Source organism: Arsenophonus sp. ENCA (assembly GCF_002287155.1).
Lineage (GTDB): Bacteria > Pseudomonadota > Gammaproteobacteria > Enterobacterales > Enterobacteriaceae > Arsenophonus > Arsenophonus nilaparvatae.
Genome location: NZ_NHNG01000286.1, coordinates 1 through 26244, shown reverse-complemented (window position 1 = coordinate 26244; position 26244 = coordinate 1). Strand labels below are relative to the sequence as shown.

Below are 26244 nucleotides of genomic sequence, written 5' to 3'. Positions count from 1 at the left end.
CCATGCCAGCGCGCTATTGTACAGCTTGGTGGAAAGTGCACGTATCAATGGACTTAACCCGTACGATTATCTTTTGGCGCTGCTGACGGCGCTAAAATACCCAGATGAGGATATCGACTGGAACGCACTACTACCCTGGAAAATCACCTTACCTTAAACCACGCAGCAGCGCACTATGTGGTTCCAATGACGCTTACTATCCATCAGGTCAGAGCGACAGCGGATAAGTCATGGGCAGCCGCTCAGAATTCTCTACAAGCTAAGTATGACATGAAAAAGGGTGAGGCTTCTGCAACGTGGACATCGTTAGTCAAGATTCATTACGACGGTGTGGATTATGACGCTGGCATGGTAATTGGCGCTGAGCTTAAAAACGGTAAAGTTAGTACACAGATCGGCTTTAGTGCCAAAACCTTTATTGTCTATAATCCGGCTAACGGCAAGATGGAGCCCGTTTTTGCAATCAAAAACGGACAGGTGATTTTTAATGACGCACTGATAAGTAAAGCAACTATTGAAAATATAATAGTCGGAATGGATTTAAAGTCTAAAAATTATATTCCCGGACAACAAGGAACATGTATAGATATGGTTAACGGTAATTTTGAAGTTAACGGTGTATCTTCTACTTATCGGACAAGACTAACAAACAAAGGTTTTTATGTATATTCAGGCAATACTCCGATTATCGAACTTGGAGAATTTATATGATTGGCTTAAGAATAACAAATCCAGATGGTTCTTCTTTTTCTTTTAATGAAAATACAACTCCAGCGACAAACTTATGGACAAAAGCTGTTGACGTTAGAAGTGGTAGTTGGACTTGTCCCAACCCAATACCGCAAGGTTATAAATTTGTTATTTCTCGGGGAGGAGCACTTGCTAGTGTACGATTTGTGCAGCATGGTAACGCTATGGTTGCCACAGGGACAGAAACACTAGTATCTTATTCTGAGTCTAATCGTTTAGTGACAGTACGTAATTTACACGGGGTAGGGACTGAGCCTATCCAAATTATAGCTTATCAAGACTACAATAAAATACCTCTTGCAGGAAGTGCGGGGTTGAAGATACTAGGTAGCGCTATTTTTCTAAATTCACTGCCGGTAACTGGTTATTCATACGCTTTTCACAAGAAGATTATGATTATTGATGGAGTTTTTAATCCTTCAAAATTAGGAGCTGGTTTAACACCAGATAATGCCATTTATTTTTTTTATTCTACCGATGCAGAAAATTATATTGGCAGAGAGCCTATCAGGGATGGGGGTGGAAGTGTAAAAAGTTTGAGGATTTCAAACATAAGACGTGATTCACATAGCTTGGCAAAATCTAAATATTATGTAATTGCTTTTAGGACAGCTAAATCTGGCGAACTAGAGACCAATGGGTGTGGACTAAAATTGCGTAATATTGATGGTAATGTGACATTTAATTCTCAGTTTAATGTTATGACAAAACCTGTTTTAGTACCAAGTAGTGAATTTGCGGTTGGAAAAGGAAAAACAATTCCAGGAATAAAAAGGCTGATGTACACCCCTCAACGGGTTGGAGATTATTTTGGGCATACGGATGGCGGTTATCTAGATTATCTAAATGTCTGTCAATACAGTGCAACAAGTTTAGGTCTTTCTCGTTACAGATATTTTTATAATTCAGCATATATTGGTGAAACGACAACCGTATTGTCATCTTTCCCAGTATTAGTATTGGATGCAGAAGATTACTTTAAATTCTAATTAAAACCCTTCTTTTATTTATAACGGAAATAAAAATGATTTATTCAGATGGCACAATTACAACAGTGTCAGGTTCTTCGATTATCGGAGGCTCAGGCACAAAAGGAATAAAAATCCATTAGTATTCTTGGCATGTTGATGCTCATTAACAACGAGGATATGAATTTACGATTATTGATTAATTGTTATTTTTATCAAATTTAACTGTTAGTTGAACAGATTTTTTTGGATGGTTTTTTTCAAATTTTTGTTTGTATAAAGCTTTTTTCACAGCCTGATCAAACATAAATGCTGGTTTAGATTCTAAAATCTTTATGTTCTCAGCTAATCCATTTTCGTCAATATCGTAAACAACCTTAACATATCCATTCTGGTTTAAATGCCATGCTCTATCTGGGTAGTCAACTTCAATGGCAGTGCAAAAAGAATGGTATAAAAGCTATATTAACAAGATCAAAGCTGATTTCATAGACTCTCCTTTTTCTAAATATATTTGGATATGTATCATGATATACAACACAGGCACAATTACAATAGTGTCAGGCTCAGCTATTGTCAAAGGAAAAGACACAGAATGGAATAGCAATAATCCATTAGTATCCCCCGGCATGTTAATGCTCATTAAAAATGGTGATATTAACTATCCTTACATGATACTGTCAATTAATAGCGACACGGAATTAAATTTAGCGGATAAACCAACTTTTAGCGCAACAGACACCACTTATACCATTAACCTCACTGAACCAAATAATAATTCTGATGCAGCAAGAGCACTGGTTGCAGCTAACACTTACATCCTCTATTTTTTGCAAAACATGGATACCTGGATGGGGGATAATGGTGTCGTTGAGCTTACGTTACCCAGTGGTAAAGCGGTTAAACTTGAATCGATTAAAGCACTGCAAGAGTTAGTAGAAGGAAAAGCCGATGCTAATAGCGTTAAGGAAATAAAAGATGCGTTAGAAAAAAAAGCTGATGCCACAAAAGTTGATAAGATAGGCAATTCAGTCACAGAAATAAGTAAAGATTTAGCTAACAAACTTGACAAGATTAATATTGCTCAAGAGGTTGGCGCTGCAACTGATAAAGTTATTAGCCAAAAGGCTTGCGTTGATAACTTTGCGAAAAAGTCTTCTACTGAATTCCAGATAAAAACGGGATATTCGCTTTAGTGTCAGATATTCCGAAAATGATGGCCGACGCTAAGGGTTTCTTAAAAAGAGCATCTCCAATCGTTAAAATCTATCCCGATGGTAGCTTTGAAACCAACGACGAATCGGAAGGCGTCAATGTCCAACGAACTGGAGTTGGAAAATATTTTATTTCTGGTGTTATGGGGTATGAATGGTGGCGTATCTGTGCCGAAAAATAGCAATGGATTAGAGCTTATCTATATCAAAGATAAAGTATTATCGGATGGCAATATCGAAATTCAAACATTCCATCGACAACACTCGCATTTACCAGAAGATTTTCAGAACTGGCGGGTTAAGGAAATTATTGATGGTAAAACTAATTATTATACTGACGGTGAGCAAGTTGGTATTCCACCATCAACATGGCTAGATGTGAGGGTAGAGATGCCGGTTGATTCAATCTGGAATCAGCAACAAGCGCAAAACGAATAGCCCCATCACAGGGACATCATATTAGCAGCGTTGGAGGAAGTGGGTCAATTCCGCTTTATGCCAACCAGAGAGTGCGCCATTTAGCATTAGCTTATTATCCTGTGTAGCCTGAGATAACAAAGTTTCTATTTCAGCGATAACTCTATCTGAATTTTCACGTTTGCGAACAATTCGTTTAAAAAAGGGTGAATTAAAACTGAGATTTCAGCCAAAATTAGGTAAAATTGTCACTCACTATAAGCTGTAAGTAATTGATTTATAGTGAGTGAAATCGCTTGTTTTTACGTGTAAATACGTATATTAAATGAGCTTTTTATTTATAACAATTTGATAATTAAATATTTTATTTTTAATTTCCTTATTACTGGTTGTGATAGGGCGTTTTTGTTTTAAGCCGCTGTGAAACATATTTTTAAGTTTAATATTTAATAAAATAAATCAGTTTTACAAATAGGATAGGTAAGTAATGCATAATATTGAATTAGAACAACTAATCAATACGCACTTGAATATTTATGAATATCAAGACTATGCGCCTAATGGGCTTCAGGTGGAAGGGCGCTCAGAGGTAAAAAAAATTGTGACTGGTGTGACTGCATCGCAAGCGTTACTTGATGAAGCAGTAAAATTAGCTGCAGATGCGATTATTGTTCATCATGGTTATTTTTGGAAAAATGAAGCCGCCGTTATTCTTAATATGAAGCGTAATCGATTAAAAACATTGCTTTGCAATGATATTAACCTTTATGGTTATCATTTGCCCCTTGATGCCCATCCGATTTTGGGAAATAACGCGCAGTTGGGGAATATCATGGGGGTTCGGTTTGAAAAGCTTATTTCGCCTTTATTGCCAATGGGTAGTTTTGCTCAACCGATAACGGCTGATGATTTAATGTCGCGTTTAACCAATAAGTTAGCTCGTCAACCCTTGTATTGTGGTGATAATGGCCCAAAAGAGATCAATACCATTGCCTGGTGTACAGGGGGCGGACAAAATTTTATTCAACAAGCAGCTGAGGCAGCTGTTGATGCTTTTGTGACAGGTGAAGTTTCTGAGCAAACGATCCATATTGCCAGAGAAATGGGGATCCATTTTTATGCCGCAGGTCATCATGCAACGGAGCGATTTGGCGTTAAAATGTTAGGTGAATGGCTGCAAAAAGATTATGGATTTGAAGTGACTTTTATCGATATAGCTAATCCTGCCTAATTTTTGTAAGGATAAACACCAAGCCAGCTAAAAAGTATTAAAACCAAGGGTTATTACTAAACTGTGTCTTGTATTCTATATGATGATTGTTTATGCAAAATAAAATAGTAAGACACAGTTTATTTATCAATAATAATTAACTATTTTTTGGTTAAATCGCTATGAAAATCTCTTTGTTTATAGCCGGTATATAATTGACGGGGACGTGCTATTTTTAATTCTTCATCATGCATTTCGTTCCAGTGAGCAATCCAACCAATTGTACGAGCAATAGCAAAAATAACCGTAAACATGGTTGTTGGGATCCCTATTGCTTTTAAAATGATGCCAGAATAGAAATCCACATTGGGATAAAGTTTTTTCTCAATAAAATAGGGGTCATTTAGGGCTATATGCTCTAACTGCTTGGCGACTTCTAATATATTATCATTTAATTTAAGTTCTTTAAGTACTTCATCGCAGGTCTGTTTCATCACAGTTGCGCGGGGATCATAATTTTTATAAACCCGATGGCCAAACCCCATTAAACGGAAGGGATCATCTTTGTCTTTTGCCCGTTTGATAAATTTAGGAATATTTTCGACAGTTTGAATCTCTTCTAGCATGCGTAAACAGGCTTCATTGGCACCACCGTGAGCTGGTCCCCAAAGAGAGGCGATTCCCGCAGCAATACAAGCAAATGGATTAGCGCCAGAAGAACCAGCAGTTCTTACTGTTGAAGTTGATGCATTTTGTTCATGATCAGCATGCAGAATAAAAATGCGATCCATAGCCCGTTCTATGATTGGATTAACCTGATATTTTTCACAAGGTGTAGCAAACATCATATGAAGGAAATTTGCAGAATAAGAGAGGGAATTTTGTGGGTAAATAAAAGGTTGGCCAATAGAGTATTTATAACACATTGCTGCAACTGTAGGCATTTTTGATAGTAACCTAAATGCCGCTATTTCACGATGACGCGGATTATTAACATCCAATGAGTCGTGATAGAAAGCCGCTAGTGCGCCGGTTACACCACAAAGGATTGCCATTGGATGAGAATCACGACGGAAACCTTGCAAAAGCCGAGTAATTTGATCGTGGATCATTGTATGTTCGGTGACAATTTTTTTAAAGTTGTCATAGTCGTTTTGTGAAGGTTTTTCACCGTAAAGTAGTATATAACAAACTTCTAAATAAGTAGAATTGGTAGCCAATTGATCAATAGGATATCCGCGGTGCAAAAGAATACCTTTATCTCCATCTATATAGGTAATTTTAGACTCGCAGGATGCGGTTGAGGTAAAGCCAGGATCGTAGGTAAAATAACCTTTGGAGCCTAATCCCCGAACATCAATTACATCGATCCCAAGTGTAGGGTTTAGTACTTCAAGCTCAATTTTTTCTGCATCTTTATCGACTAATTCTATAGTCTTTTTTTCTTTGCCTGCCATTACGGGTCTCCTTAGCGCTAAAACGCAATTTCCGACAACCATGAAAGCATGATAAAACGCTTAGAAATTGCATGATATTTCATTTATTAAAAGGCTTGAATCATGTTTTTAACGAAGTTTTTATCAAATAAAATTTTTTATTAACAATTCATAATTTATTCTGTTCCTTATATATTTTAAATTATACCAACAATAACATTAGGTTTTTTTATGGATAACAATCTAGCATGTTTATTTTACATAATTTCTTCTTTTGTGTGGCGATAATCACTAATTAATTCAACTTAATCATATGTAAGATAAATGTTTGTTTCTTGTCAAATTACATTATCAATTTAATGACCGATGTTTAAATCGTGATCACACTCACTGTTCAAGCTAAATCTCTCCAAACATAATGTGTTGTAATTGTAATGGGCATGTGAAGGTCATATACTGAAAATGAGGTCTCCGGATTACCTTGTGGTAGGAGTACCCAGCGTTAATGAGTAACAACTTTTGCCAATATGTTAGGGATTAATTTATAAGCTGAGTTGTGCTTTGTTATCACGATCGCTGTTTGATTTCTGCTCCAGGTCCGGAGGTAGGAAAAGAATAAAGAGCTGTGTGGGCATAAATTGTGAAAAAACAAAGACCAATCAATCTTCAATTGCAGACAATTCATTTTCCGATTACTGCAATAGCTTCGATTTTACATCGTGTCTCTGGCGTTATTACCTTTATTGCGGTCGGTATTTTGTTATGGCTGCTGGGATTATCGCTTTCTTCACTGGAAGGTTTTCAATATGCTACTGAAATTATGGGTAGCTTTTTTATAAAATTCATTATTTGGGGTGTCTTGACTGCACTGATATATCATATTTGTGGCGGCATTCGTCATATGCTAATGGATTTTGGTTTTATCGATGAGAGTTTGTCTGTGGGACGTATTTCAGCGATAGTTGCGTTTATTATCACCGCTATTTTGTCGATCTTAGCGGGGGTTTTTGTATGGTAGTTAATGCATCAACATTAGGCCGCACTGGCACACAAGATTGGCTACTACTTCGTGCGTCAGCCATTATTATTGCCCTTTATACGTTTTATATTGTTAGTTTTATAGTCACAACTGATTTAAATTATACTGTTTGGCGGACTTTTTTTGTTTTTCCAATAACAAAAATTTTTACTATTTTAACGCTCATTTCCATATTAGTACATGCCTGGATAGGTTTATGGCAAGTATTAACCGATTATATTAAGTCAATTGCCGTGCGATTATCATTACAACTATTTTTTATTGTTATATTAATGACTTATTTAATTTATGGAACAATAGTAGTGTGGGGAGCGTAAATGAAATTACCAGTAAGAGAGTTTGATGCCGTTGTTATTGGTGCTGGTGGCGCTGGGATGCGAGCTGCGTTGCAAATTTCTCAGTTAGGTTTGTCATGTGCATTAATTTCTAAAGTTTTCCCGACACGTTCACACACCGTATCTGCTCAGGGCGGGATCACCGTTGCGTTAGGTAATACGCATGAAGATGATTGGCAATGGCATATGTATGATACTGTCAAGGGCTCTGATTATATAGGTGATCAAAATGCCATCGAATACATGTGCAAAACCGGACCTGAGGCCATACTAGAACTTGAGCATATGGGGTTACCATTTTCACGTTTAGACGACGGTCGTATTTATCAACGTCCATTTGGTGGCCAGTCAAAAAATTTTGGTGGTGAGCAAGCAGCTCGCACCGCGGCGGCGGCAGATAGAACTGGCCATGCCCTTTTGCATACTCTTTATCAACAGAATTTAAAAAACTATACCACGATTTTCTCCGAATGGTATTCACTTGACTTAGTTAAAAACCAGGATGGTGACATAGTCGGTTGTACCGCATTATGTATGGAATCCGGTGAGGTCGTTTATTTTAAAGCTAAAGCCACCATTCTTGCGACAGGTGGAGCGGGAAGAATTTATCAATCAACAACTAATGCCCATATTAATACCGGTGACGGTGTTGGCATGGCCGTCAGGGCAGGTGTGCCATTGCAGGACATGGAAATGTGGCAATTTCATCCAACTGGAATTGCTGGTGCGGGTGTATTAGTGACAGAGGGATGTCGGGGAGAGGGCGGCTATTTACTTAATAAAGATGGCGAGCGCTTTATGGAGCGCTATGCGCCTAATGCAAAAGATTTGGCTGGCCGCGATGTTGTTGCTCGCTCAATTATGATAGAGATCCGTGAAGGAAGGGGATGTGATGGCCCCTGGGGACCACATGTTAAATTAAAACTGGATCATTTAGGTAAAGAAGTGTTGGAATCACGATTACCCGGTATTCTTGAATTATCCAGGACTTTTGCTCATGTTGATCCAGTTAAAGAACCCATTCCTGTTATCCCTACTTGTCATTATATGATGGGTGGGATCCCAACTAAAGTTACCGGACAGGCATTGATGATTAATGAAAAAGGGGAAGATGTTGTGATCCCGGGGTTATTTGCTGTTGGTGAAATAGCTTGTGTTTCCGTTCATGGAGCAAACCGTTTGGGCGGAAATTCATTGCTTGATTTGGTGGTATTCGGACGTTCTGCCGGTTTACATCTGAAAGAATCTATACTGGAACAAGGCTCAATGCGTGATGCCAGTGAATCTGATATTGATGCGGCCTTAACGCGTTTAAATCGCTGGGATAATACACAAAGCGGTGAAGATCCGGTAGAAATTCGCAAAGCATTACAAGCCTGTATGCAACATAATTTTTCCGTTTTTCGTGAAGGCGATGCGATGGCTAAGGGCTTAGAAGAATTAAAGGTAATTCGTGAACGTTTGAAAAATGCCCGTTTGGATGATACTTCACGCGAATTTAATACCCAACGCATTGAATGTTTAGAGCTGGATAATTTGGTAGAAACAGCGTTTGCAATGGCAGAGGCGGCAAATTTTCGTACTGAAAGTCGGGGAGCACATAGTCGTTTTGACCACCCTGATCGTGATGATACAAATTGGTTATGTCATACGTTATATTTACCACAGTCTGGAACTATGACTCGCCGAGCAGTCAATATGCAACCTGAGTTACGTGATCCCTTTCCACCAAAAATACGTACTTATTAATGTGTGGCGTTAATAGTGTTGCGGAGAAAGTAGATTATGAAAATTGAATTTTCCATTTATCGTTACAATCCAGACGTCGATAATATGCCACGTATGCAAGACTACAGTTTGGAGATCGCTAAAGGCCGTGACATGATGTTGCTGGATGCTTTAATCCAACTAAAAGAAAAAGATCCTACTTTAGCATTTCGTCGTTCTTGTCGTGAAGGCGTTTGTGGTTCTGATGGATTAAATATGAATGGTAAAAATGGCTTGGCCTGTATTACTCCACTGTCAGCTTTGTGTCGTGATAAAAAAAAGGTTGTTGTGCGCCCATTGCCAGGCTTACCGGTTGTTCGTGATTTAATTGTGGATATGGCTCAATTTTATACTCAATATGAAAAAATTCGGCCTTACCTTATCAATGATGGCAAGAATTCACCAGCTCGTGAGTATTTACAGACTCCTGCACAACGAGAAAAATTGGATGGCTTATATGAGTGTATTCTTTGTGCTTGCTGTTCAACCTCATGTCCATCATTTTGGTGGAATCCAGATAAATTTATTGGTCCTGCCGGTTTATTAGCTGCTTATCGTTTTTTAATCGATAGTCGGGATACCGAAACCGATAACAGATTAGATAATTTAAATGACGCTTTTAGTGTATTTCGCTGTCATAGCATTATGAATTGTGTCAGTGTTTGTCCAAAAGGTTTAAATCCAACTAAAGCTATTGGGCACATTAAATCGATGTTATTAAAGCGTAGTGCATAGTTTTGGCAAAAATTCCCGTAATCGAAATGTTACGGGAAATAAAAAATGGAAAACTATTATTTAAAATTGATATTTATTTTATGTGGTAAATTACAGAAGGAACCTTTAAAAACCGGTTGCGGTTTTTAAAGGTTCTTATAAATAAGGGGAATTTAATTAAGCGCTCCTTTATTAATAATCGTGCATAGAACACGTTCAAAGAATCTTTATTGAAACCGTCTATATAAAAAGCGGTACTGTTAACTACGACGAAAACTAAAGCCTATAAGCTTAAGGGATCACAATGCACAACGGCGTAATGAAGGACTGGCTAGATTCAAGTTTTCTAGCTGGTGCAAATCAGTCTTATATCGAACAGCTTTATGAAGACTACTTAATTGACCCTAATTCCGTTAATGCAGACTGGCGAGACTTTTTTAATAAACTACCAGGTGCAAGCTCCAACGGTGAATACTCCCATTCTCAAACACGTGAATATTTTCGTTCATTGGCGAAAGATTCTACACGTTATCAAACTTCGGTTAGTGATCCGTCTTTGGATGCGAAGCAAGTTAAAGTCCTCCAATTAATAAACGCCTTTCGTTTTAGAGGACATCAAAATGCAAATCTTGATCCATTAGAGCTTTGGAAACAAGAAACTGTACCTGATTTAGATCCTGCATTTCATGACTTAACCGATGCTGATTTTGAAAAAACGTTCAATGTTGGTTCTTTTGCTATTGGCCAGGAAACAATGAAATTAAGTGAGCTGTATACTGCACTGAAGCGTATTTATTGCGCTTCAATTGGTGCCGAATACATGCATATTACTAATACTGAAGAAAAACGTTGGATCCAACAGCGCCTAGAACTGGCAACGCCGGTTAGTCAACAATTTAGCAAACAAGAAAAGATCCGCTTCTTATCAGAATTAACTTCAGCTGAAGGATTAGAGCGCTATCTTGGCGCAAAATTTCCTGGCGCAAAACGTTTTTCCCTTGAAGGGGGTGATTCGCTCATTCCCATGTTAAAAGATTTGATCCGTTATGCAGGTCATCAGGATACGCGTGAAGTCGTATTGGGAATGGCGCACCGTGGGCGATTAAATGTTTTAGTTAACATTTTAGGTAAGCAACCAAAAGAGCTGTTTGATGAGTTTGCAGGTAAGCATAAAGATCATTTAGGTACTGGTGATGTTAAATATCATCAGGGCTTTTCTTCTGATTTTAAAACAGAAGGTGCTTTGGTTCATTTAGCCTTGGCTTTTAATCCATCACATTTAGAAATAGTTAGTCCAGTAGTCATCGGTTCTGTTCGTGCTCGTCGTGATCGTTTAGATGAAGGTCGTAGTAATATGGTACTGCCCATTACTATCCATGGTGATGCAGCGGTAACAGGCCAGGGAGTTGTTCAGGAAATGCTGAACATGTCTCAGGCTCGTGGTTATGAGGTTGGCGGTACAGTGCGGATCGTGGTTAATAATCAGATAGGTTTTACCACATCCAATCCTAAAGATGCACGTTCAACACAATATTGCACTGATATCATGAAAATGGTGCAAGCACCCATTTTTCATGTTAATGCCGATGATCCAGAAGCGGTTGCTTTTGTTACTCGATTAGCATTAGATTTTCGCAATAAATTTAAACGCGATGTGGTCATTGATTTAGTTTGTTATCGTCGCCATGGCCATAATGAGGCGGATGAGCCGAGTGCTACCCAGCCAATTATGTATCAAAAAATTAAAAAACATGCGACACCGCGTAAAATTTATGCGGATAAATTGATAGCGGAAAAGACAGTTACTAGCGACGAAGTAACAGAAATGGTTAATCTTTACCGTGATAAGTTAGATCACGGTGATTGTGTCGTTGATGAATGGCGTCCAATGGGAACTGACTATTCGGTCTGGAAACCCTATTTAAATCATGAATGGAATGATGCTTACCCTGCTAAAGTTAAAAAGAAACGACTACAAGACTTAGCTAAACGTTTAAGTACTATTCCGGCAGAGATTGTCATGCAGTCTCGGGTTGAAAAAATTTACAGTGATCGCCTGGCAATGGCGAACGGTAAAAAATTGCTTGATTGGGGTGCAGCAGAAACTTTGGCTTATGCAACATTAGTTGATGAAAGGATACAAGTTCGTTTATCAGGTGAAGATGCCGGCCGAGGTACTTTTTTTCATCGTCATGCCGTTATTCACAATCAAACTAATGGTTCAGTTTACGTCCCTCTGGCTAATATACGTGAAAATCAAGGAATATTTGACGTCTGGGATTCCGTTTTGTCTGAAGAAGCGGTACTTGCTTTTGAATATGGTTATGCATCAGCCGAGCCACGGGTTTTGACTATTTGGGAAGCTCAGTTTGGTGATTTTGCTAATGTGGCGCAAGTAGTTATCGATCAGTTTATTAGTTCTGGTGAACAGAAATGGGGGCGATTGTGTGGATTGGTGATGCTGTTACCCCATGGTTATGAAGGACAAGGTCCGGAGCACTCCTCAGCCCGTTTAGAGCGTTATTTACAATTATGTGCGGAACAAAATATGCAAGTCTGTGTTCCGTCTACTCCAGCTCAGGTCTATCATATGCTCCGTCGTCAGATACTTCGTAATATGCGACGTCCATTGATTGTTATGTCACCCAAATCATTACTGCGTCATCCTCTTGCGGTTTCTAGTTTGGAAGAGTTAGCAAATGGTGAATTCCAGCCGATAATTAATGAAATTGATCCCATAGATGCGAAAAAGGTCAAACGTGTCGTTTTATGTTCAGGTAAAGTTTATTATGATCTACTTGAGCAACGTCGTGAAAACAAACAAAAAAATATCGCTATCGTGCGTATTGAACAACTATATCCATTTCCCCATAAAGATTTAGAAACTACGCTCAAGCCTTATGCGCATGTTCGCGATTTTGTCTGGTGTCAAGAGGAACCTCTCAATCAAGGGGCATGGTACTGTAGTCAGCATAATATTCGGGAAGCAATTCCAAAAGGTTCATTATTAAGTTATGCGGGACGCCCCGCATCTGCTTCACCAGCCGTAGGCTACGCGTCTGTTCATCAAGAACAGCAAAAAGCATTGGTTGATGATGCACTAAAAATAAATAAATTAAAGGATAGAAAATGAGTAACATAGAAATTTTTGTTCTTGATCTTCCTGAATCTGTTGCAGATGCTACAGTTGCAACTTGGCACAAGAAACCAGGTGATCGGGTAGAGCGTGATGAAGTGTTAGTGGAAATTGAAACGGATAAAGTTGTACTTGAAGTACCAGCAGCAGATTCAGGTATTCTGGAATCAATTTTAGAAGAAGAGGGAGCTACTGTTTTATCAAAACAGCTATTGGGTCGCATACATCTTAGTGATAGTACCGGGATTCCTGCTGAGGTAAAAGAGACTACTGAGTCAGCGTCAGCGAAACGCCAGACTGCTAGCCTTGAGGAAGAGAGTCATAGTGCACTAACACCGGCTGTCCGTCGTTTAATTGCAGAACATGATTTAAACCCGACCAATATCAAAGGTAGCGGCGTAGGTGGGCGTATAACGCGTGATGATGTTGAGAAATATATTAAAAACCAATCAACAGCAAGCGAAAATAGACCGATTAAGCAACAGAATGACGCATCTACAACGCCATCATCAACTTCTTCTCATCGAACTGAAAAACGGGTACCAATGATGCGTTTGCGTAAGCGTATAGCAGAGCGTTTACTGGAGGCAAAAAATAATACTGCCATGTTGACTACCTTTAATGAAGTTAACATGAAGCCTGTTTTTGATTTGCGTAAACATTATGGTGAAAGCTTTGAAAAGCGGCATGGTGTGCGTTTGGGTTTTATGTCTTTCTATGTGAAAGCAGTTGTTGAAGCCTTAAAGCGTTATCCTGAAGTGAACGCATCGATTGATGGTTCAGATGTGCTTTATCATAGTTATTTTGATATTAGTATTGCTGTTTCCACACCTAGAGGTTTAGTTACACCAGTATTACGTGATGCAGATGCGCTTAGCATGGCAGAAATTGAAAAGCGTATTAAAGAGTTGGCAGTTAAGGGGCGTGACGGCAAATTAACGGTTGAAGAATTGACCGGTGGAAACTTCACTATTACTAACGGTGGTGTTTTTGGCTCTTTAATGTCAACTCCGATCATTAATCCGCCGCAAAGTGCAATTTTAGGTATGCACGCTATCAAAGATCGGCCGATGGCGGTTGATGGTAAAATCGAAATCTTGCCAATGATGTATTTAGCACTTTCTTATGATCACCGTTTAATTGATGGACGTGAGTCTGTTAGCTTTTTGGTGACAATAAAGGACATGCTGGAAGATCCGGCTAGTTTATTGTTAGACGTCTAGATAACCAATTTAGAGTGAAGTTATTTACTCAGTCTGGAGCAAAGCTTGGTTAATTTTTTATTGACCAATGTTTAAATAAAAATATATAGAGAATTGTTAACTCTCTGTCAGGCTAAATTATGGATAGTGCATCATGAACTTACACGAATATCAGGCAAAACAACTGCTTGCGCATTATGGTTTGCCAGTACCGACAGGTTATGCTTGTAAAACAGCAAAAGAGGCAGAAGAAGCAACAACAAAATTGGGTAATAGTCCTTGGGTTGTAAAGTGTCAGGTACATGCTGGTGGTCGAGGCAAAGCGGGTGGCGTAAAAGTTGTTAATAATCGCGACGAAATCCGGCTATTTGCTGAGAAATGGTTAGGAAAACGCTTAGTGACTTACCAAACCGATTCCCATGGACAGCCCGTTAATCAAATTTTGGTAGAAGAAGCAACGGATATTGATAAAGAGCTTTATTTAGGTGCGGTGATAGATCGCGCTTCTCGTCGAATTGTCTTTATGGCATCGACTGAAGGTGGGGTCGAAATTGAAAAAGTTGCAGCAGAGACACCAGAACTTATTCATAAGGCTATTATTGATCCATTAACCGGCCCTATGCCTTATCAAGGACGCGAGCTTGCTTTTAAGCTAGGTTTGAGCGGCAAACAAGTCCAGCAGTTTACCCAAATATTTATCGGATTAGCGACAATTTTTCTCGAGCGTGATCTGGCTTTAATCGAGATTAATCCTCTCGTGATAACTAAGCAAGGGGATTTAATCTGTCTGGATGGCAAGCTTAGTGTGGATAGCAATGCACTATATCGCCAAGTAGAATTAAAGGAGATGCGTGATATTTCTCAGGAAGATCCCCGTGAAGCCCATGCGTCGAAGTGGGAATTAAACTATGTTGCTTTAGATGGCAATATTGGTTGTATGGTTAATGGTGCTGGTTTAGCCATGGGAACCATGGACATTGTGAAGTTACATGGCGGTGCTCCAGCTAATTTTCTTGATGTGGGTGGTGGGGCAACTAAAGAACGTGTAGCAGAAGCATTTAAAATTATCTTACCTGATGAAAATGTTAAAGCTGTTTTAGTCAATATTTTTGGTGGTATTGTTCGCTGCGATTTGATTGCTGATGGTATTATTGGAGCAGTTAAAGAAATTGGGGTAACAGTCCCGGTCATTGTTCGTCTTGAAGGCAATAATGCTGAGCTTGGATCACAAAAGTTAGCGGATAGTGGCCTAAAAATTACTGCTGCAACCAGCTTGACCGATGCGGCAGAAAAAGCAGTAGCAGCAGCGGAGGCGAAATAAGTAATGTCTATTTTAATTGATAAAAATACTAAAGTTATCTGCCAGGGATTTACAGGTAGCCAAGGAACTTTTCATTCAGAGCAGGCAATTGCTTATGGAACAAAAATGGTCGGTGGTGTGACGCCAGGTAAAGGTGGAACAACACATTTAGGATTACCTGTTTTCAATACAGTCCGTGAAGCTGTACAAGCAACAGGTGCAACCGCATCGGTTATTTATGTTCCTGCTCCATTTTGTAAAGATTCGATTCTTGAAGCTATCAATAGTGGTATGAAACTGATTATTACCATTACCGAAGGGATCCCCACGTTAGATATGCTAACGGTGAAAGCAAAGCTAGATGAAACTGGGGTAAAAATGATAGGACCGAACTGTCCAGGTATTATTACCCCGGGTGAATGTAAGATTGGTATCCAACCTGGACATATTCATAAACCGGGTAAAGTAGGTATTGTATCGCGCTCTGGTACATTAACTTATGAAGCCGTTAAGCAGACAACTGATGCAGGATTAGGGCAATCTACTTGTGTTGGTATTGGTGGTGATCCTATTCCGGGTTCAAATTTTATTGATATATTCAAACTATTCCAGGCAGATCCCCAAACTGAAGCTATCGTTATGATTGGTGAAATTGGTGGTACAGCGGAGGAAGAAGCGGCCACTTATATTAAACAACATATAACAAAACCGGTCGTTGCTTATATTGCCGGCGTAACAGCACCAAAAGGTAAGCGTATGGGGCATGCTGGAGCCATCATTGCTGGTGGCAAAGGTACTGCGGATGAAAAGTTTGCTGCATTAGAAGCAGCAGGTGTAAAAACTGTTCGTAGCTTAGCTGAGATTGGTGAAGCTGTTAAGCAATTAGTGACTAGTAAATAACCTGATTTCGACTATGATTAGTAAAAGCCACTCATAGATAGTGGCTTTTTTTATGTTTAGGCCGTGAGTAATGCTGGTAAACTTGATTTTTTCGATATTAAAAGTGGCATTATGTGGATTAAAAATATCCTATTGATCGTTTTTTTAATAGCGTTTTGGCAAGTTTTCCCAAGTCAACAACAAGTACATGGTTAAAATGAATTATTGCCTATTTTCTTGGCATGAACAAAACAATAAACAGCTATTTAATATATTGATGACTTTAATAAAAATTGATTTAAATCAAACAATAAAATAGATTTTATTTATTTTTTCGGTGAAATTGATCGTTGATCAAATTTAGTCAGTATTTAAATGTAGCGGTATGTTGATTTAATCGCAAAATTTCAATCTTAATCGTATTAAATCTATTTATTATAAGTGTATATAAGCGTACTATTATTAAGATGTTTGTTGTATTTTGATAAATTTTTTATCGTTATTTTAAGATGTATAAAGCTGGTAGTTATGAGGCTTTCATCTTTTGCATTATGAAAGTCAGGTCGCCGCAAGTCGGTGTCTTCCTGCTAGGAGCAAGGAGTTAAGATGTTTGATATTGTCGAACTGTCCAGGTTACAGTTTGCCTTAACTGCAATGTATCATTTCCTGTTTGTACCATTAACACTCGGTATGTCATTTTTACTAGCGATAATGAAAACGGTATATGTCATTTCAGGTAAACAGATATATAAAGATATGACAAAATTCTGGGGTAAGTTATTTGCTATTAACTTTGCCTTAGGTGTTGCAACAGGTTTGACCATGGAATTCCAATTCGGGACTAACTGGTCATATTATTCACATTATGTTGGTGATATTTTTGGTGCGCCATTGGCAATTGAAGGATTAATGGCGTTCTTCCTGGAGTCAACATTTGTTGGTTTATTTCTTTTTGGCTGGGATCGTTTAAGTAAAACCCAACATTTAGCTAGCACATGGCTGGTTGCGTTAGGTTCTAATTTCTCTGCGCTGTGGATCTTAGTTGCTAATGGTTGGATGCAAAACCCGATTGCGTCTGATTTTAACTTTGAAAGCATGCGGATGGAAATGCTCAGTTTTTCAGAATTAGTTTTAAATCCCGTGGCACAAGTTAAATTTGTTCATACCGTTGCCGCTGGCTATTGTACAGGTGCCATGTTCGTCTTAGGCATCAGTGCTTATTACTTACTTAGAGGCCGTGATCGACCTTTTGCTAAACGTTCTTTCGCAATAGCAGCAAGCTTTGGTATTGCTTCAGTACTATCTGTTATTGTTTTGGGTGATGAATCTGGCTATGAAATGGGTGATGTTCAGAAAACCAAGTTAGCCGCTATTGAAGCAGAATGGGAAACTCAACCGCCACCGGCTTCATTTAATCTTATTGCTGTGCCAAATAGCGAAAAAATGAAAAATGAATTCGCAGTAGAAATTCCATGGTTAATGGGAATTATCACTACCCGTTCTATTGATACCCCAGTTTTGGGTTTAAAAGATTTAATGGCGCAACATGAAGTTCGTATCCGCAATGGTATGAATGCCTATGCCCTGTTAAAAAAATTACAAGCTGGTGATAATGATCCTGCTATACGAAAAGCATTTCATGCGAATAAAAAAGATCTTGGTTATGGATTGTTGTTAAAGCGCTATACACCTAATGTTATTGATGCCAGCGAAGAACATATTAAAGCGGCCGCCAAAGATAGTATTCCTAAAGTCGGGCCTCTATTCTGGGCATTTCGCATTATGGTGGCTTGTGGTTTCTTAATGTTACTTATTTTTGCTTTATCATTTTGGTCTGTTATTCGTAACCGCATTGGTGAGAAAAAATGGCTTTTACGTTTAGCCATGTTTGGTATTCCATTACCATGGATTGCTGTTGAAGCAGGTTGGTTTGTTGCTGAATATGGCCGTCAACCGTGGGCAATTGGTGAAATTTTACCGACAGCGGTTGCACATTCATCATTAAGTAGTGCAGATTTACTTTTCTCGATGGGGCTAATATGTGGTCTGTATACTTTGTTCTTGGTTATTGAATTGTTCCTAATGTTCAAATTTGTACGTAAAGGGCCGAGTAGTCTTAAAACAGGTCGTTATCATTATGAGCAACAAAATATTTCAGCCCAAGACGCTTAGTAAGCAGGAGTCCATTCATGTTTGATTATGAAGTTCTAAGATTTATATGGTGGCTACTGATTGGTGTGTTGCTGATCGGTTTTGCCGTGACCGATGGTTTTGATATGGGCGTTGGTATCTTATTGCCATTTATGGGAAAAACTGATACTGAGCGTCGGATCATGATCAATTCAATCGCACCTCATTGGGATGGTAATCAGGTTTGGTTAGTTACAGCTGGTGGTGCACTATTTGCGGCTTGGCCGATGGTTTACGCTGCGGCATTCTCAGGTTTTTATGTTGCTATGATATTAGTCTTGGCTGCACTATTTTTCAGACCAGTAGGTTTTGATTATCGTTCTAAGCTTGAAAATTCCAAATGGCGCAATATGTGGGATCGTGGCATATTTATTGGTAGCTTTGTTCCTCCGTTGATCATTGGTGTTGCTTTTGGTAATTTGCTACAGGGCGTTCCTTTTACAGTTAATGACCTATTGTATTTGAATTATACCGGGACTTTCTTTGGTTTACTCAATCCTTATGGCTTATTAGCAGGCATTATTTCTATTATGATGATAATCACCCAAGGCGCGACTTATCTCCAAATGCGCACGCTAGGTGAATTACATCTACGTTCACGTAATATCACTTATATCACCGCCTTTTTCACCTTAATTACTTTTGCTGGAGCTGGTTTTTGGTTGATATATGGAATTGATGGTTATGCGGTTAAAAGTACAATTGATACCTACGCTGTTTCTAATCCGTTACATAAAGAAGTAGCAAAAGAAGCAGGGGCATGGTTGGTTAATTTTAATAATAATCCAGGACTATGGACATTACCGGCACTTGGCTTATTTTTTCCAATACTGACTATCCTATTTACCAAGCTTGATAAAGCAGGATGGGCATTTTTATTTTCATCACTGACAATTGCTTGTATTATTTTAACTTTCGGTATTAGTATGTTCCCATTCATTATGCCTTCAAATATACAGCCTAATGCCAGTTTGACGATTTGGGATGCTACGTCGAGCTTATTTACATTGCAAGTGATGACAGTTGTTGCCATCATTTTTGTGCCAATTATATTGGCGTATACTACCTGGTGTTATTACAAAATGTTTGGTCGAATTGACAAAACGCATATTGAAAATAACAAACATTCATTATATTAAGGAGCGAATGGCATGTGGTATTTTGCTTGGATTTTAGGAACGCTTCTTGCCTGTAGTTTCGCTGTTATTGCAGCTCTGGCTATCGAACAGGTTGAGGCTAATGCTGCTAACAAAGCTAAACATACTGGTGAATGATAATGGTAGATAAAATCTACTCATCAATGCATAAGGGTCCGTTTCGGATCCTTATTCTCTTTATGGCATTTGCCATGGCTTTTTGTGTGGTCTGGGATCCAACCTTATTTGCCTCAAATACCAGTTCTCTTTCTATATGGCAGGGGTTATTGCTCATTTGGGCAACATGTAGTGGGATAATTTTTGGTATTGGGTTTTTACCTAAAAATGCGTTTTGGCGTTATCTTTTTCATCCTTTACCTGCTGTTTTGATCCTAGCTTGTGGATTATTTTATTTCTTTCGTATTAGTTTCATTTCATAAGATAAGTTTATATTTCACTATTTTTTTGTAACTTTATTTATAAATCATTCCAATAGATGATTCACTTAAGTATAGTGACGGGTAATTTATTGATAGCAAGGGGAGTAAAAATATGCTGTTTTGCTGGCCTATCCGTATTTATTATGAGGATACTGATGCGGGAGGTGTAGTTTATCATGCTCGTTATGCGCATTTTTTTGAACGTGCGAGAACGGAAATGTTGCGAGAAAAAGGATTTGAACAGCAGAAATTACGAAAAGAAAATATAGCTTTTGTCGTACGTAAAATGACAATTGACTATTTACACCCCGCTAAATTGGATGATTTATTGACCGTTGAAACCACAATTACCTATGTTCAACATACATCATTGGCTTTTCTTCAACGGTTAATTAATCAGCAAGGGAAAGAAATTTGCACAGCAGAAATAGTTATTGTTTCAATTGATACATTTAAAATGAAGCCAACTAGGCTTCCTGAGTCTATTGTCGCGGAGTTTAAGCAGTGACTGACATGAATATTTTAGATTTATTCTTAAAAGCGAGTTTTTTGGTTCAACTTATCATGTTGATTCTAATAGGATTCTCTATTGCTTCTTGGGCAATTATTATTCAACGAAGCAAAATTTTAAATGCCGCAACCCGAGAAACGGAAGCTTTTGAGGATCGTTTTTGGTCTGGTATTGAGCTATCGCGTCTCTATAAAGAATGCCAGGATCGGCGTGATGCATTAACGGGAGCAGAACAGATTTTCTATTCTGGATTTAAAGAGTTTGCTCGTTTACGTCAAGCCAATCTTCATACACCAGAAGCGGTGATGAATGGTGCTTCTAGAGCTATGCGAATATCGATGAATCGTGAGTTAGAATCATTAGAGACGCATATTCCCTTTTTAGGTACTGTAGGATCAATAAGCCCCTATATTGGATTATTTGGTACCGTTTGGGGAATTATGCATGCTTTCATTGCATTAGGCTCGGTTAAACAGGCAACATTACAAATGGTCGCCCCAGGTATTGCTGAAGCGTTAATTGCAACGGCAATCGGCTTGTTTGCGGCTATTCCAGCAGTGATGGCATATAACCGACTAAACCAGCGGGTCAATAAATTGGATCAAAGTTATGACAATTTTATGGAAGAATTTTTAGCCATCCTGCATCGCCAAGCTTTTGCTTCTGAAAAGCAATAAATGCGGAGAACAGAAAGATGGCACGGACTCGACATAGGCGTGAACTGAAATCTGAAATTAACATCGTTCCTTTATTGGATGTACTGTTAGTATTGTTATTGATTTTTATGGCAACGGCGCCGATTATCTCGCAAAGTGTGAAAGTGGAATTACCCGATGCGACTCAATCAAAAATTGTGTCAGGTAGTGATAATCCGCCGATTATTCTTGAAGTCTCTGGAGTAGGGCAATACAGTGTCATTATTGATGGCCATCGAGAAGAGCTTTTACCGCCAGAACAGATTGCAGCAATAACAAAAGCCGCATTGGCAAAAAATCCGCAGGCCATTTTTTTAATTGGTGGCGCTAAAGATGTACCATACGAAGAAGTTATTAAAGCGCTGAATATACTTCATCAAGCTGGCATCAAATCGGTTAGTTTTATGACTCAGCCTATTTGATGTAATTGCATAATTACTTGTTTGGAAATCTGTTGTGAGAAAGACAAAAGAGCAAAAAAATAAATTGAGTCGCTCTGTGGTACTCTCTATTATATTCCACGTTTTGTTATTTGGTTTTATTATTTTGGGTTCATTGGATGAAATTATTAAGCTTGGTGGCGGTGGTCAAGGCGGTGAAGTGGTTGATGCGATCATGGTTGATCCCGGCGTAGTAATAGAACAGTATAACCAGCTACAACGGCAGCAAAACAGTGCCAAACAAGCCGATGCTGAGCGTAAAAAACGTCTTCAACAGCAAGAAGAAGAACTCCGAAAACAGCAGGAAGAAGAACAAAAACGCTTAAAAATGGTTGAAGAGGAGCGTATAAAAATAGCAAGAGAAGCCGAGCAGCAACGCAAGCAAGCAGAAGAAGCGGCCCAGAAAGCCAAGGAGCAACAGAAAATTGCTGAAGAAGCGGCGGCTAAAGCTAAAGCAGAACAAGAACGGCTAGTAAAAGAGCAGGCAGAGGCAAAAGCGAAAGCTGAGGCTCAAGCTAAAAAAGAAGCTGAAATAGCTAGGGCTAAAGCACAAGCAGAGGCAAAAGAAAAAGCTGAAAAAGCCGTTAAGGCACTGGCAGCTAAGAAAAAAGCAGATGCGGCTAAACAGGCTGCTGCGGTTGACTCTCTGCTTGGTGGATTAACTGCTCAACAACCAACTCAGCAAACGGGAGGGGCAGCAGCAGCGGGTCAAGGAGGAAATAGAAAAAGCGGGGCATCCAGTTCGGATGTGGCTAATTATGTAGGTAAAATCAAAGCCGCAATTGAAAGCAAATTTTATGATGCTGATATTTATCGCGGTAAAACATGCGAATTAAGCATAAAGCTCGCTCCTGACGGCATGTTAATTAGTATTGCAGCTAAAAGTAATACAGCAAATGATCAACCACTCTGTGACGCCGCGATACGTGCAGCCAAAACAGCGACAATGCCTAAACCGCCTAGTCGTAGTATTTATGATGCATTTAATGAGCAGGGAAGTACTTTAGTATTCAAGCCTTAGTTAATGAATGTTATGAATAGCATAAGGCTAGGAAAATTAACAAAAGTTTTTCAGTTATCTGGTTTTGTGCATTCACCTTTGTTAATATTCAAATTAATTATTACGGACGTGAATACGTGATAAGGGAGAAAAAATGAAGCAGGCATTTAAATTATTGTTAGGTTTTCTAATATTATGGGCGGCATGTGCTCAGGCAGAAATTCGGATTGAAATTACCCAAGGTATCAATACTGCACAGCCTATTGCTATTGTGCCTTTTAAATGGACTGGAACAGGTACTTTACCCGATGATGTAGGACAAATTGTTGCTGCAGATTTACGCAATAGCGGTAAATTTAATCCTATTGATCCCAGTCATATGCCCCAACAACCAACTACCGCATCGGAAGTCACACCGAATGTTTGGACGGCATTAGTTATTAATGCAGTTGTTGTTGGTCAGGTACAACCAGCTGCTGATGGTCAGTACATTATTAGTTATCAACTGGTTGATGTGGTGAATTCTCCTGGCGCAGTATTGACGCAAAACCAATTAAAAGTGGCAGCCAAATGGCTACGCTATGCGGCACATACTATTAGCGATGAAGTCTTTGCCAAATTAACCGGTATTCGAGGTGCATTTCGTACACGTATCGCTTACGTGGTTAAAACTAATGGTGGAAAGTTTCCTTATGAATTAAGGGTCTCAGATTATGATGGTTATAATCAATTTACTGTCCACCGCTCGCCTGAACCGCTGATGTCGCCAGCTTGGTCGGCTGATGGTGAAAAATTAGCTTATGTAACCTTTGAAAGTGGTAGTTCAGCATTAGTTATGCAAACGTTAGCGACAGGCGAAGTCCGCCAGATTGCTGCTTTCCCGCGTCATAATGGTGCTCCTACCTTCTCCCCCGATGGAAGCAAACTTGCTTTTGCCCTTTCAAAGAGCGGAAGTTTAAATCTTTATGTAATGGACTTGGCCAGTGGTCAAACTCGCCAAATAACAGATGGTCGTAGTAACAATACTGAACCTAGTTGGATGCCAGACAGCCAAACGCTGATTTATACTTCTGATCAAGCAGGGCGTCCACAAATATACAAACTAAATATTAATGGTGGTGTGCCAGAGCGTATTACTTGGGAAGGCAACCAAAACCAGGATCCAAGCGTCAGCCCTGATGGTAAATTTATGGTAATGGTGAACTCGAGTAATGGTAAACAGCACATTGCTAAACAGGATCTGGCAACGGGTAACGTTGAATATTTGACGGATACGTTTCTGGATGAAACGCCGAGTATCGCACCTAATGGTACTATGGTAATTTATAGTGCCTCACAAGGGTTAGGTACTGTATTACACCTGGTGTCAACGGATGGGCGTTTCAAAGCGCGTCTGCAGGCGACTGATGGAAAGGTTAAATTTCCTGCCTGGTCGCCGTATTTGTGATGCATAATAATAAGTATGGCAATAATAATTAAAGGATCGAACAAGATGCAATTGAATAAAGTGCTTAAATTGCTTAAAGGGCTAATGTTAGCGTTACCTATGATAGCCGTTGCAGCATGTAGCTCAAAAAAGGGCAATGACAAAACGGGTGCTGAAAACAATGTAGCAAATAGCAATGCTAGCTTGACAGCTGAGCAACTTGCTAGTCAGCAAATGCAAGAATTGCAAAGCAACAACATTGTTTACTTTGGCTTTGATAAGTATGATGTTACCCCAGAATATGCACAGCTGTTAGATCAACATGCAACTTTCCTACGCGGTAACCCTTCAGTTAAGATTACTGTGGAAGGGCATACTGATGAAAAGGGTACACCAGAGTATAATATTGCACTTGGTGAGCGCCGTGCTAATGCTGTAAAAATATATTTGCAGAGTAAAGGCGTAAACGGTGAGCAAATTGCTATCGTATCTTATGGTAAGGAAAAACCGGCTATACAAGGTAATGACGAATCGGCATATGCCAAAAACCGTCGTGCGATACTTGTGTATTAAGAGTATTATATGAACAGTAACTTCAGGCATCTTTATTTGAGTCTGTCGTTATTGGTTGGCGTAGCGGCTCCAGTAGTCGCTACCGCCCAAGCGCCAATCATTAATGTCGGCTCAGGCTCTACAAGTGATCGTCTAATGCAAATTGAGACAGCGGTCAATTCTCAAGGGCAGTTATTATATCAAATTCAGCAGCAGTTATCGGATGCTCAGCGGGATGTTGATACATTGCGTGGTCAAATTCAGGAAAACCAATATCAATTAAGTCAAGTTATTGAGCGACAAAAAGATCTCTATACGCAGTTGGATTCATTGACGACTGGTTCAAATAAAGTCAAGGCAAGTACCGACAGTGGTAATAGTAATAATGCTGTTGTCAAGGCTAAACCAGCAAATGAAAAAGCTGAGTATGATGCAGCCGTTGCACTAGCAATAAAGAGCAAATCTAAACAGCAGATTGCGCAGGCAATTAGTTCTTTTCAGCATTTTATCAAAACTTACCCTAAATCTAATTATCAGCCTAATGCGAATTATTGGCTCGGACAATTGAATTATAATCAGGGGAACAAAGATGATGCGGCTTTTTATTTTGCTACCGTTGTTAAAAATTACCCTAATTCAGCCAAAGGGGCAGAATCCCTTTATAAAGTAGGATTACTGATGCAAGAAAAAGGGCAAAATGATAAAGCACGTGTTGTTTATCAACAGGTGATTAAAGCATATCCTAATAGCCCTAGTGCGAAATTGGCAGAAAAAAAATTAGCGTCACTCTAATGAATAACCCCGAAGTATTTATTGCTATCTATTTCGGGGATAATTGTATGATTAATAAACATTTGAATTCTTTTGGTAAAAAAAACATTGCACCCTTAGCAAAAATAAGTAATATACTCCGCCATCACCTCAGGTAACTTCAGATGGGTCGTTAGCTCAGTCGGTAGAGCAGTTGACTTTTAATCAATTGGTCACAGGTTCGAATCCTGTACGACCCACCATCTAACAATACCTTGTTACTTTCCAAAGAAACAGAAATAACACATAGCACTGTGAGTACAGGATGAGAAGCTGTGTAGGTTCGAGCCGAGCGAAGCGAGACAGCGTTGTGCGAAGCACAACGACCCGCAGGGCGAGGCCATAGGCCGAGTTATCCAGTACGACCCACCATCTAACAATATCTTGTTACTTTCCAAAGAAACAGAAATAACACATAGCACTGTGAGTACAGGATGAGAAGCTGTGTAGGTTCGAGCCGAGCGAAGCGAGACAGCGTTGTGCGAAGCACAACGACCCGAAGGGCGAGACCGTAGGCCGAGTTATCCAGTGCGACCCACCATCTAACAATAAACTAGTTGCTGAATAGAGACTTGCATTTTTTGTCACGCTATTGAGAATAAAAAGAGGTTTAACTTAGAGAATAAAGGTTTGAAATGATCAACAAAGAGCGGCTGTTACGAGATAATCGTTTATGT

27 protein-coding genes, 1 tRNA gene and 2 other RNA genes are annotated in these 26244 nt (G+C 39.2%); 28 read left to right on the top strand and 2 right to left on the bottom strand.

Annotated features, from left to right (window positions below):
* The 3 genes from CBG25_RS07710 to CBG25_RS07700 all read left to right on the top strand — a co-directional run.
* Positions 1–157 (top strand): transposase domain-containing protein (locus CBG25_RS07710; protein ID WP_290605821.1); only part of this gene is annotated, 157 nt, incomplete at its 5' end.
* 29 nt (positions 158–186) lie between these two features.
* Positions 187–711 (top strand): DUF1983 domain-containing protein, encoded by a 525-nt coding sequence (locus tag CBG25_RS07705; protein ID WP_290605817.1) that lies wholly within the window; start codon positions 187–189, stop codon positions 709–711.
* Complete coding sequence (locus CBG25_RS07700) at positions 708–1739, top strand: hypothetical protein (RefSeq protein ID WP_290605815.1); 1032 nt, start codon at positions 708–710, stop codon at positions 1737–1739. The genes CBG25_RS07705 and CBG25_RS07700 overlap by 4 nt, the downstream gene beginning before the upstream one ends.
* A gap of 178 nt (positions 1740–1917) precedes the next feature.
* Here CBG25_RS07700 and CBG25_RS21395 read toward each other — a convergent pair whose 3' ends face one another.
* Positions 1918–2151: a TonB family protein gene (locus CBG25_RS21395; protein ID WP_366212748.1), complete on the bottom strand. Its 234-nt coding sequence runs from the start codon at positions 2149–2151 to the stop codon at positions 1918–1920.
* Between CBG25_RS21395 and CBG25_RS07695 the strand changes: the two genes are divergently transcribed.
* The 3 genes from CBG25_RS07695 to CBG25_RS07685 all read left to right on the top strand — a co-directional run bounded on the left by CBG25_RS07695 (position 2150) and on the right by CBG25_RS07685 (position 4580).
* Positions 2150–2914: a hypothetical protein gene (locus tag CBG25_RS07695; RefSeq protein ID WP_290605813.1), complete on the top strand. Its 765-nt coding sequence runs from the start codon at positions 2150–2152 to the stop codon at positions 2912–2914. The genes CBG25_RS21395 and CBG25_RS07695 overlap by 2 nt on opposite strands.
* Before the next feature lie 117 nt (positions 2915–3031).
* Entirely contained in the window at positions 3032–3370 is a 339-nt protein-coding gene (locus tag CBG25_RS07690; protein ID WP_290605811.1) for a hypothetical protein, read from the top strand.
* A 466-nt stretch (positions 3371–3836) separates the two neighbouring features.
* Positions 3837–4580, top strand: a complete 744-nt coding sequence (locus CBG25_RS07685) for a type 2 GTP cyclohydrolase I (RefSeq protein WP_290605809.1) — start codon at positions 3837–3839, stop codon at positions 4578–4580.
* A 140-nt stretch (positions 4581–4720) separates the two neighbouring features.
* Here CBG25_RS07685 and CBG25_RS07680 read toward each other — a convergent pair whose 3' ends face one another.
* A complete protein-coding gene (locus CBG25_RS07680) occupies positions 4721–6016 on the bottom strand; it encodes a citrate synthase (RefSeq protein WP_290605807.1) in 1296 nt (431 codons plus the stop codon).
* 616 nt (positions 6017–6632) lie between these two features.
* Here CBG25_RS07680 and sdhC point away from each other — a divergent pair.
* The 22 genes from sdhC (at position 6633) to CBG25_RS07570 (ending at position 26108) form a co-directional block, all read left to right on the top strand.
* A complete protein-coding gene (gene sdhC, locus CBG25_RS07675; RefSeq protein WP_148305597.1) occupies positions 6633–7013 on the top strand; it encodes a succinate dehydrogenase cytochrome b556 subunit in 381 nt (126 codons plus the stop codon).
* Complete coding sequence (gene sdhD, locus CBG25_RS07670; RefSeq protein ID WP_290605805.1) at positions 7007–7351, top strand: succinate dehydrogenase, hydrophobic membrane anchor protein; 345 nt, start codon at positions 7007–7009, stop codon at positions 7349–7351. Before sdhC ends, sdhD begins: the two co-directional genes overlap by 7 nt.
* On the top strand, positions 7352–9118 hold the full coding sequence (sdhA, locus tag CBG25_RS07665; RefSeq protein WP_290605803.1) for a succinate dehydrogenase flavoprotein subunit: 1767 nt from the start codon (positions 7352–7354) through the stop codon (positions 9116–9118).
* Between the two features lie 36 nt (positions 9119–9154).
* Positions 9155–9871 (top strand): succinate dehydrogenase iron-sulfur subunit, encoded by a 717-nt coding sequence (locus CBG25_RS07660; RefSeq protein ID WP_290605801.1) that lies wholly within the window; start codon positions 9155–9157, stop codon positions 9869–9871.
* Between the two features lie 283 nt (positions 9872–10154).
* Positions 10155–12983 carry a 2-oxoglutarate dehydrogenase E1 component gene (gene sucA / locus CBG25_RS07655; protein WP_290605799.1) on the top strand — a complete coding sequence of 943 codons (2829 nt, stop codon included), beginning with the start codon at positions 10155–10157 and terminating at the stop codon, positions 12981–12983.
* On the top strand, positions 12980–14209 hold the full coding sequence (odhB, locus tag CBG25_RS07650; protein WP_290605797.1) for a 2-oxoglutarate dehydrogenase complex dihydrolipoyllysine-residue succinyltransferase: 1230 nt from the start codon (positions 12980–12982) through the stop codon (positions 14207–14209). The genes sucA and odhB overlap by 4 nt, the downstream gene beginning before the upstream one ends.
* A gap of 133 nt (positions 14210–14342) precedes the next feature.
* Positions 14343–15509 (top strand): ADP-forming succinate--CoA ligase subunit beta, encoded by a 1167-nt coding sequence (sucC, locus tag CBG25_RS07645; RefSeq protein WP_290605795.1) that lies wholly within the window; start codon positions 14343–14345, stop codon positions 15507–15509.
* A 3-nt stretch (positions 15510–15512) separates the two neighbouring features.
* The gene (gene sucD / locus CBG25_RS07640) at positions 15513–16388 is read left to right on the top strand and encodes a succinate--CoA ligase subunit alpha (protein ID WP_290605794.1); all 876 of its coding nucleotides are present in this window, start codon (positions 15513–15515) and stop codon (positions 16386–16388) included.
* 585 nt (positions 16389–16973) lie between these two features.
* A complete protein-coding gene (gene cydA, locus CBG25_RS07635) occupies positions 16974–18539 on the top strand; it encodes a cytochrome ubiquinol oxidase subunit I (protein WP_290605792.1) in 1566 nt (521 codons plus the stop codon).
* A gap of 17 nt (positions 18540–18556) precedes the next feature.
* Positions 18557–19696: a cytochrome d ubiquinol oxidase subunit II gene (gene cydB / locus CBG25_RS07630; RefSeq protein ID WP_290605790.1), complete on the top strand. Its 1140-nt coding sequence runs from the start codon at positions 18557–18559 to the stop codon at positions 19694–19696.
* Positions 19697–19708: 12 nt separating this feature from the next.
* Positions 19709–19831, top strand: a complete 123-nt coding sequence (gene cydX, locus CBG25_RS07625) for a cytochrome bd-I oxidase subunit CydX (protein ID WP_063657031.1) — start codon at positions 19709–19711, stop codon at positions 19829–19831.
* Between the two features lie 2 nt (positions 19832–19833).
* Positions 19834–20133 (top strand): cyd operon protein YbgE, encoded by a 300-nt coding sequence (ybgE, locus tag CBG25_RS07620; RefSeq protein WP_290605786.1) that lies wholly within the window; start codon positions 19834–19836, stop codon positions 20131–20133.
* A 112-nt stretch (positions 20134–20245) separates the two neighbouring features.
* The gene (gene ybgC / locus CBG25_RS07615) at positions 20246–20641 is read left to right on the top strand and encodes a tol-pal system-associated acyl-CoA thioesterase (RefSeq protein ID WP_290605784.1); all 396 of its coding nucleotides are present in this window, start codon (positions 20246–20248) and stop codon (positions 20639–20641) included.
* Positions 20638–21321, top strand: a complete 684-nt coding sequence (tolQ, locus tag CBG25_RS07610; RefSeq protein ID WP_032116272.1) for a Tol-Pal system protein TolQ — start codon at positions 20638–20640, stop codon at positions 21319–21321. Before ybgC ends, tolQ begins: the two co-directional genes overlap by 4 nt.
* 17 nt (positions 21322–21338) lie before the next feature.
* Positions 21339–21761, top strand: coding sequence for a colicin uptake protein TolR (gene tolR / locus CBG25_RS07605; protein ID WP_290605781.1), 423 nt, complete (start codon positions 21339–21341; stop codon positions 21759–21761).
* Positions 21762–21795: 34 nt separating this feature from the next.
* A complete protein-coding gene (gene tolA / locus CBG25_RS07600; RefSeq protein ID WP_290605779.1) occupies positions 21796–22800 on the top strand; it encodes a cell envelope integrity protein TolA in 1005 nt (334 codons plus the stop codon).
* A gap of 133 nt (positions 22801–22933) precedes the next feature.
* A complete protein-coding gene (tolB, locus tag CBG25_RS07595) occupies positions 22934–24226 on the top strand; it encodes a Tol-Pal system beta propeller repeat protein TolB (RefSeq protein WP_290605777.1) in 1293 nt (430 codons plus the stop codon).
* A 45-nt stretch (positions 24227–24271) separates the two neighbouring features.
* A complete protein-coding gene (gene pal, locus CBG25_RS07590) occupies positions 24272–24778 on the top strand; it encodes a peptidoglycan-associated lipoprotein Pal (protein WP_290605775.1) in 507 nt (168 codons plus the stop codon).
* A gap of 9 nt (positions 24779–24787) precedes the next feature.
* Entirely contained in the window at positions 24788–25549 is a 762-nt protein-coding gene (ybgF, locus tag CBG25_RS07585; protein WP_290605773.1) for a tol-pal system protein YbgF, read from the top strand.
* Positions 25550–25694: 145 nt separating this feature from the next.
* Positions 25695–25770 (top strand) — tRNA-Lys (locus CBG25_RS07580).
* A 41-nt stretch (positions 25771–25811) separates the two neighbouring features.
* Positions 25812–25939: non-coding RNA, RtT sRNA (locus tag CBG25_RS07575), on the top strand.
* 41 nt (positions 25940–25980) lie between these two features.
* A non-coding RNA gene (locus tag CBG25_RS07570) (RtT sRNA) lies at positions 25981–26108 on the top strand.
* The last annotated feature ends 136 nt before the right edge of the window (positions 26109–26244 follow it).

Coding starts and splice junctions, on each gene's coding strand:
- pal (WP_290605775.1), top strand. CDS start 24,272: ATGCAATTGAATAAAGTGCTTAAATTGCTTAAAGGGCTAATGTTAGCG.
- sucD (WP_290605794.1), top strand. CDS start 15,513: ATGTCTATTTTAATTGATAAAAATACTAAAGTTATCTGCCAGGGATTT.
- cydA (WP_290605792.1), top strand. CDS start 16,974: ATGTTTGATATTGTCGAACTGTCCAGGTTACAGTTTGCCTTAACTGCA.
- cydX (WP_063657031.1), top strand. CDS start 19,709: ATGTGGTATTTTGCTTGGATTTTAGGAACGCTTCTTGCCTGTAGTTTC.
- ybgC (WP_290605784.1), top strand. CDS start 20,246: ATGCTGTTTTGCTGGCCTATCCGTATTTATTATGAGGATACTGATGCG.
- CBG25_RS07695 (WP_290605813.1), top strand. CDS start 2,150: ATGGCAGTGCAAAAAGAATGGTATAAAAGCTATATTAACAAGATCAAA.
- CBG25_RS07685 (WP_290605809.1), top strand. CDS start 3,837: ATGCATAATATTGAATTAGAACAACTAATCAATACGCACTTGAATATT.
- tolR (WP_290605781.1), top strand. CDS start 21,339: ATGGCACGGACTCGACATAGGCGTGAACTGAAATCTGAAATTAACATC.
- ybgE (WP_290605786.1), top strand. CDS start 19,834: ATGGTAGATAAAATCTACTCATCAATGCATAAGGGTCCGTTTCGGATC.
- sdhA (WP_290605803.1), top strand. CDS start 7,352: ATGAAATTACCAGTAAGAGAGTTTGATGCCGTTGTTATTGGTGCTGGT.
- sucC (WP_290605795.1), top strand. CDS start 14,343: ATGAACTTACACGAATATCAGGCAAAACAACTGCTTGCGCATTATGGT.
- cydB (WP_290605790.1), top strand. CDS start 18,557: ATGTTTGATTATGAAGTTCTAAGATTTATATGGTGGCTACTGATTGGT.
- sucA (WP_290605799.1), top strand. CDS start 10,155: ATGCACAACGGCGTAATGAAGGACTGGCTAGATTCAAGTTTTCTAGCT.
- CBG25_RS07660 (WP_290605801.1), top strand. CDS start 9,155: ATGAAAATTGAATTTTCCATTTATCGTTACAATCCAGACGTCGATAAT.
- CBG25_RS07705 (WP_290605817.1), top strand. CDS start 187: ATGACGCTTACTATCCATCAGGTCAGAGCGACAGCGGATAAGTCATGG.
- tolB (WP_290605777.1), top strand. CDS start 22,934: ATGAAGCAGGCATTTAAATTATTGTTAGGTTTTCTAATATTATGGGCG.
- CBG25_RS07680 (WP_290605807.1), bottom strand. CDS start 6,016: ATGGCAGGCAAAGAAAAAAAGACTATAGAATTAGTCGATAAAGATGCA.
- CBG25_RS07700 (WP_290605815.1), top strand. CDS start 708: ATGATTGGCTTAAGAATAACAAATCCAGATGGTTCTTCTTTTTCTTTT.
- CBG25_RS07690 (WP_290605811.1), top strand. CDS start 3,032: ATGTCCAACGAACTGGAGTTGGAAAATATTTTATTTCTGGTGTTATGG.
- sdhD (WP_290605805.1), top strand. CDS start 7,007: ATGGTAGTTAATGCATCAACATTAGGCCGCACTGGCACACAAGATTGG.
- ybgF (WP_290605773.1), top strand. CDS start 24,788: ATGAACAGTAACTTCAGGCATCTTTATTTGAGTCTGTCGTTATTGGTT.
- odhB (WP_290605797.1), top strand. CDS start 12,980: ATGAGTAACATAGAAATTTTTGTTCTTGATCTTCCTGAATCTGTTGCA.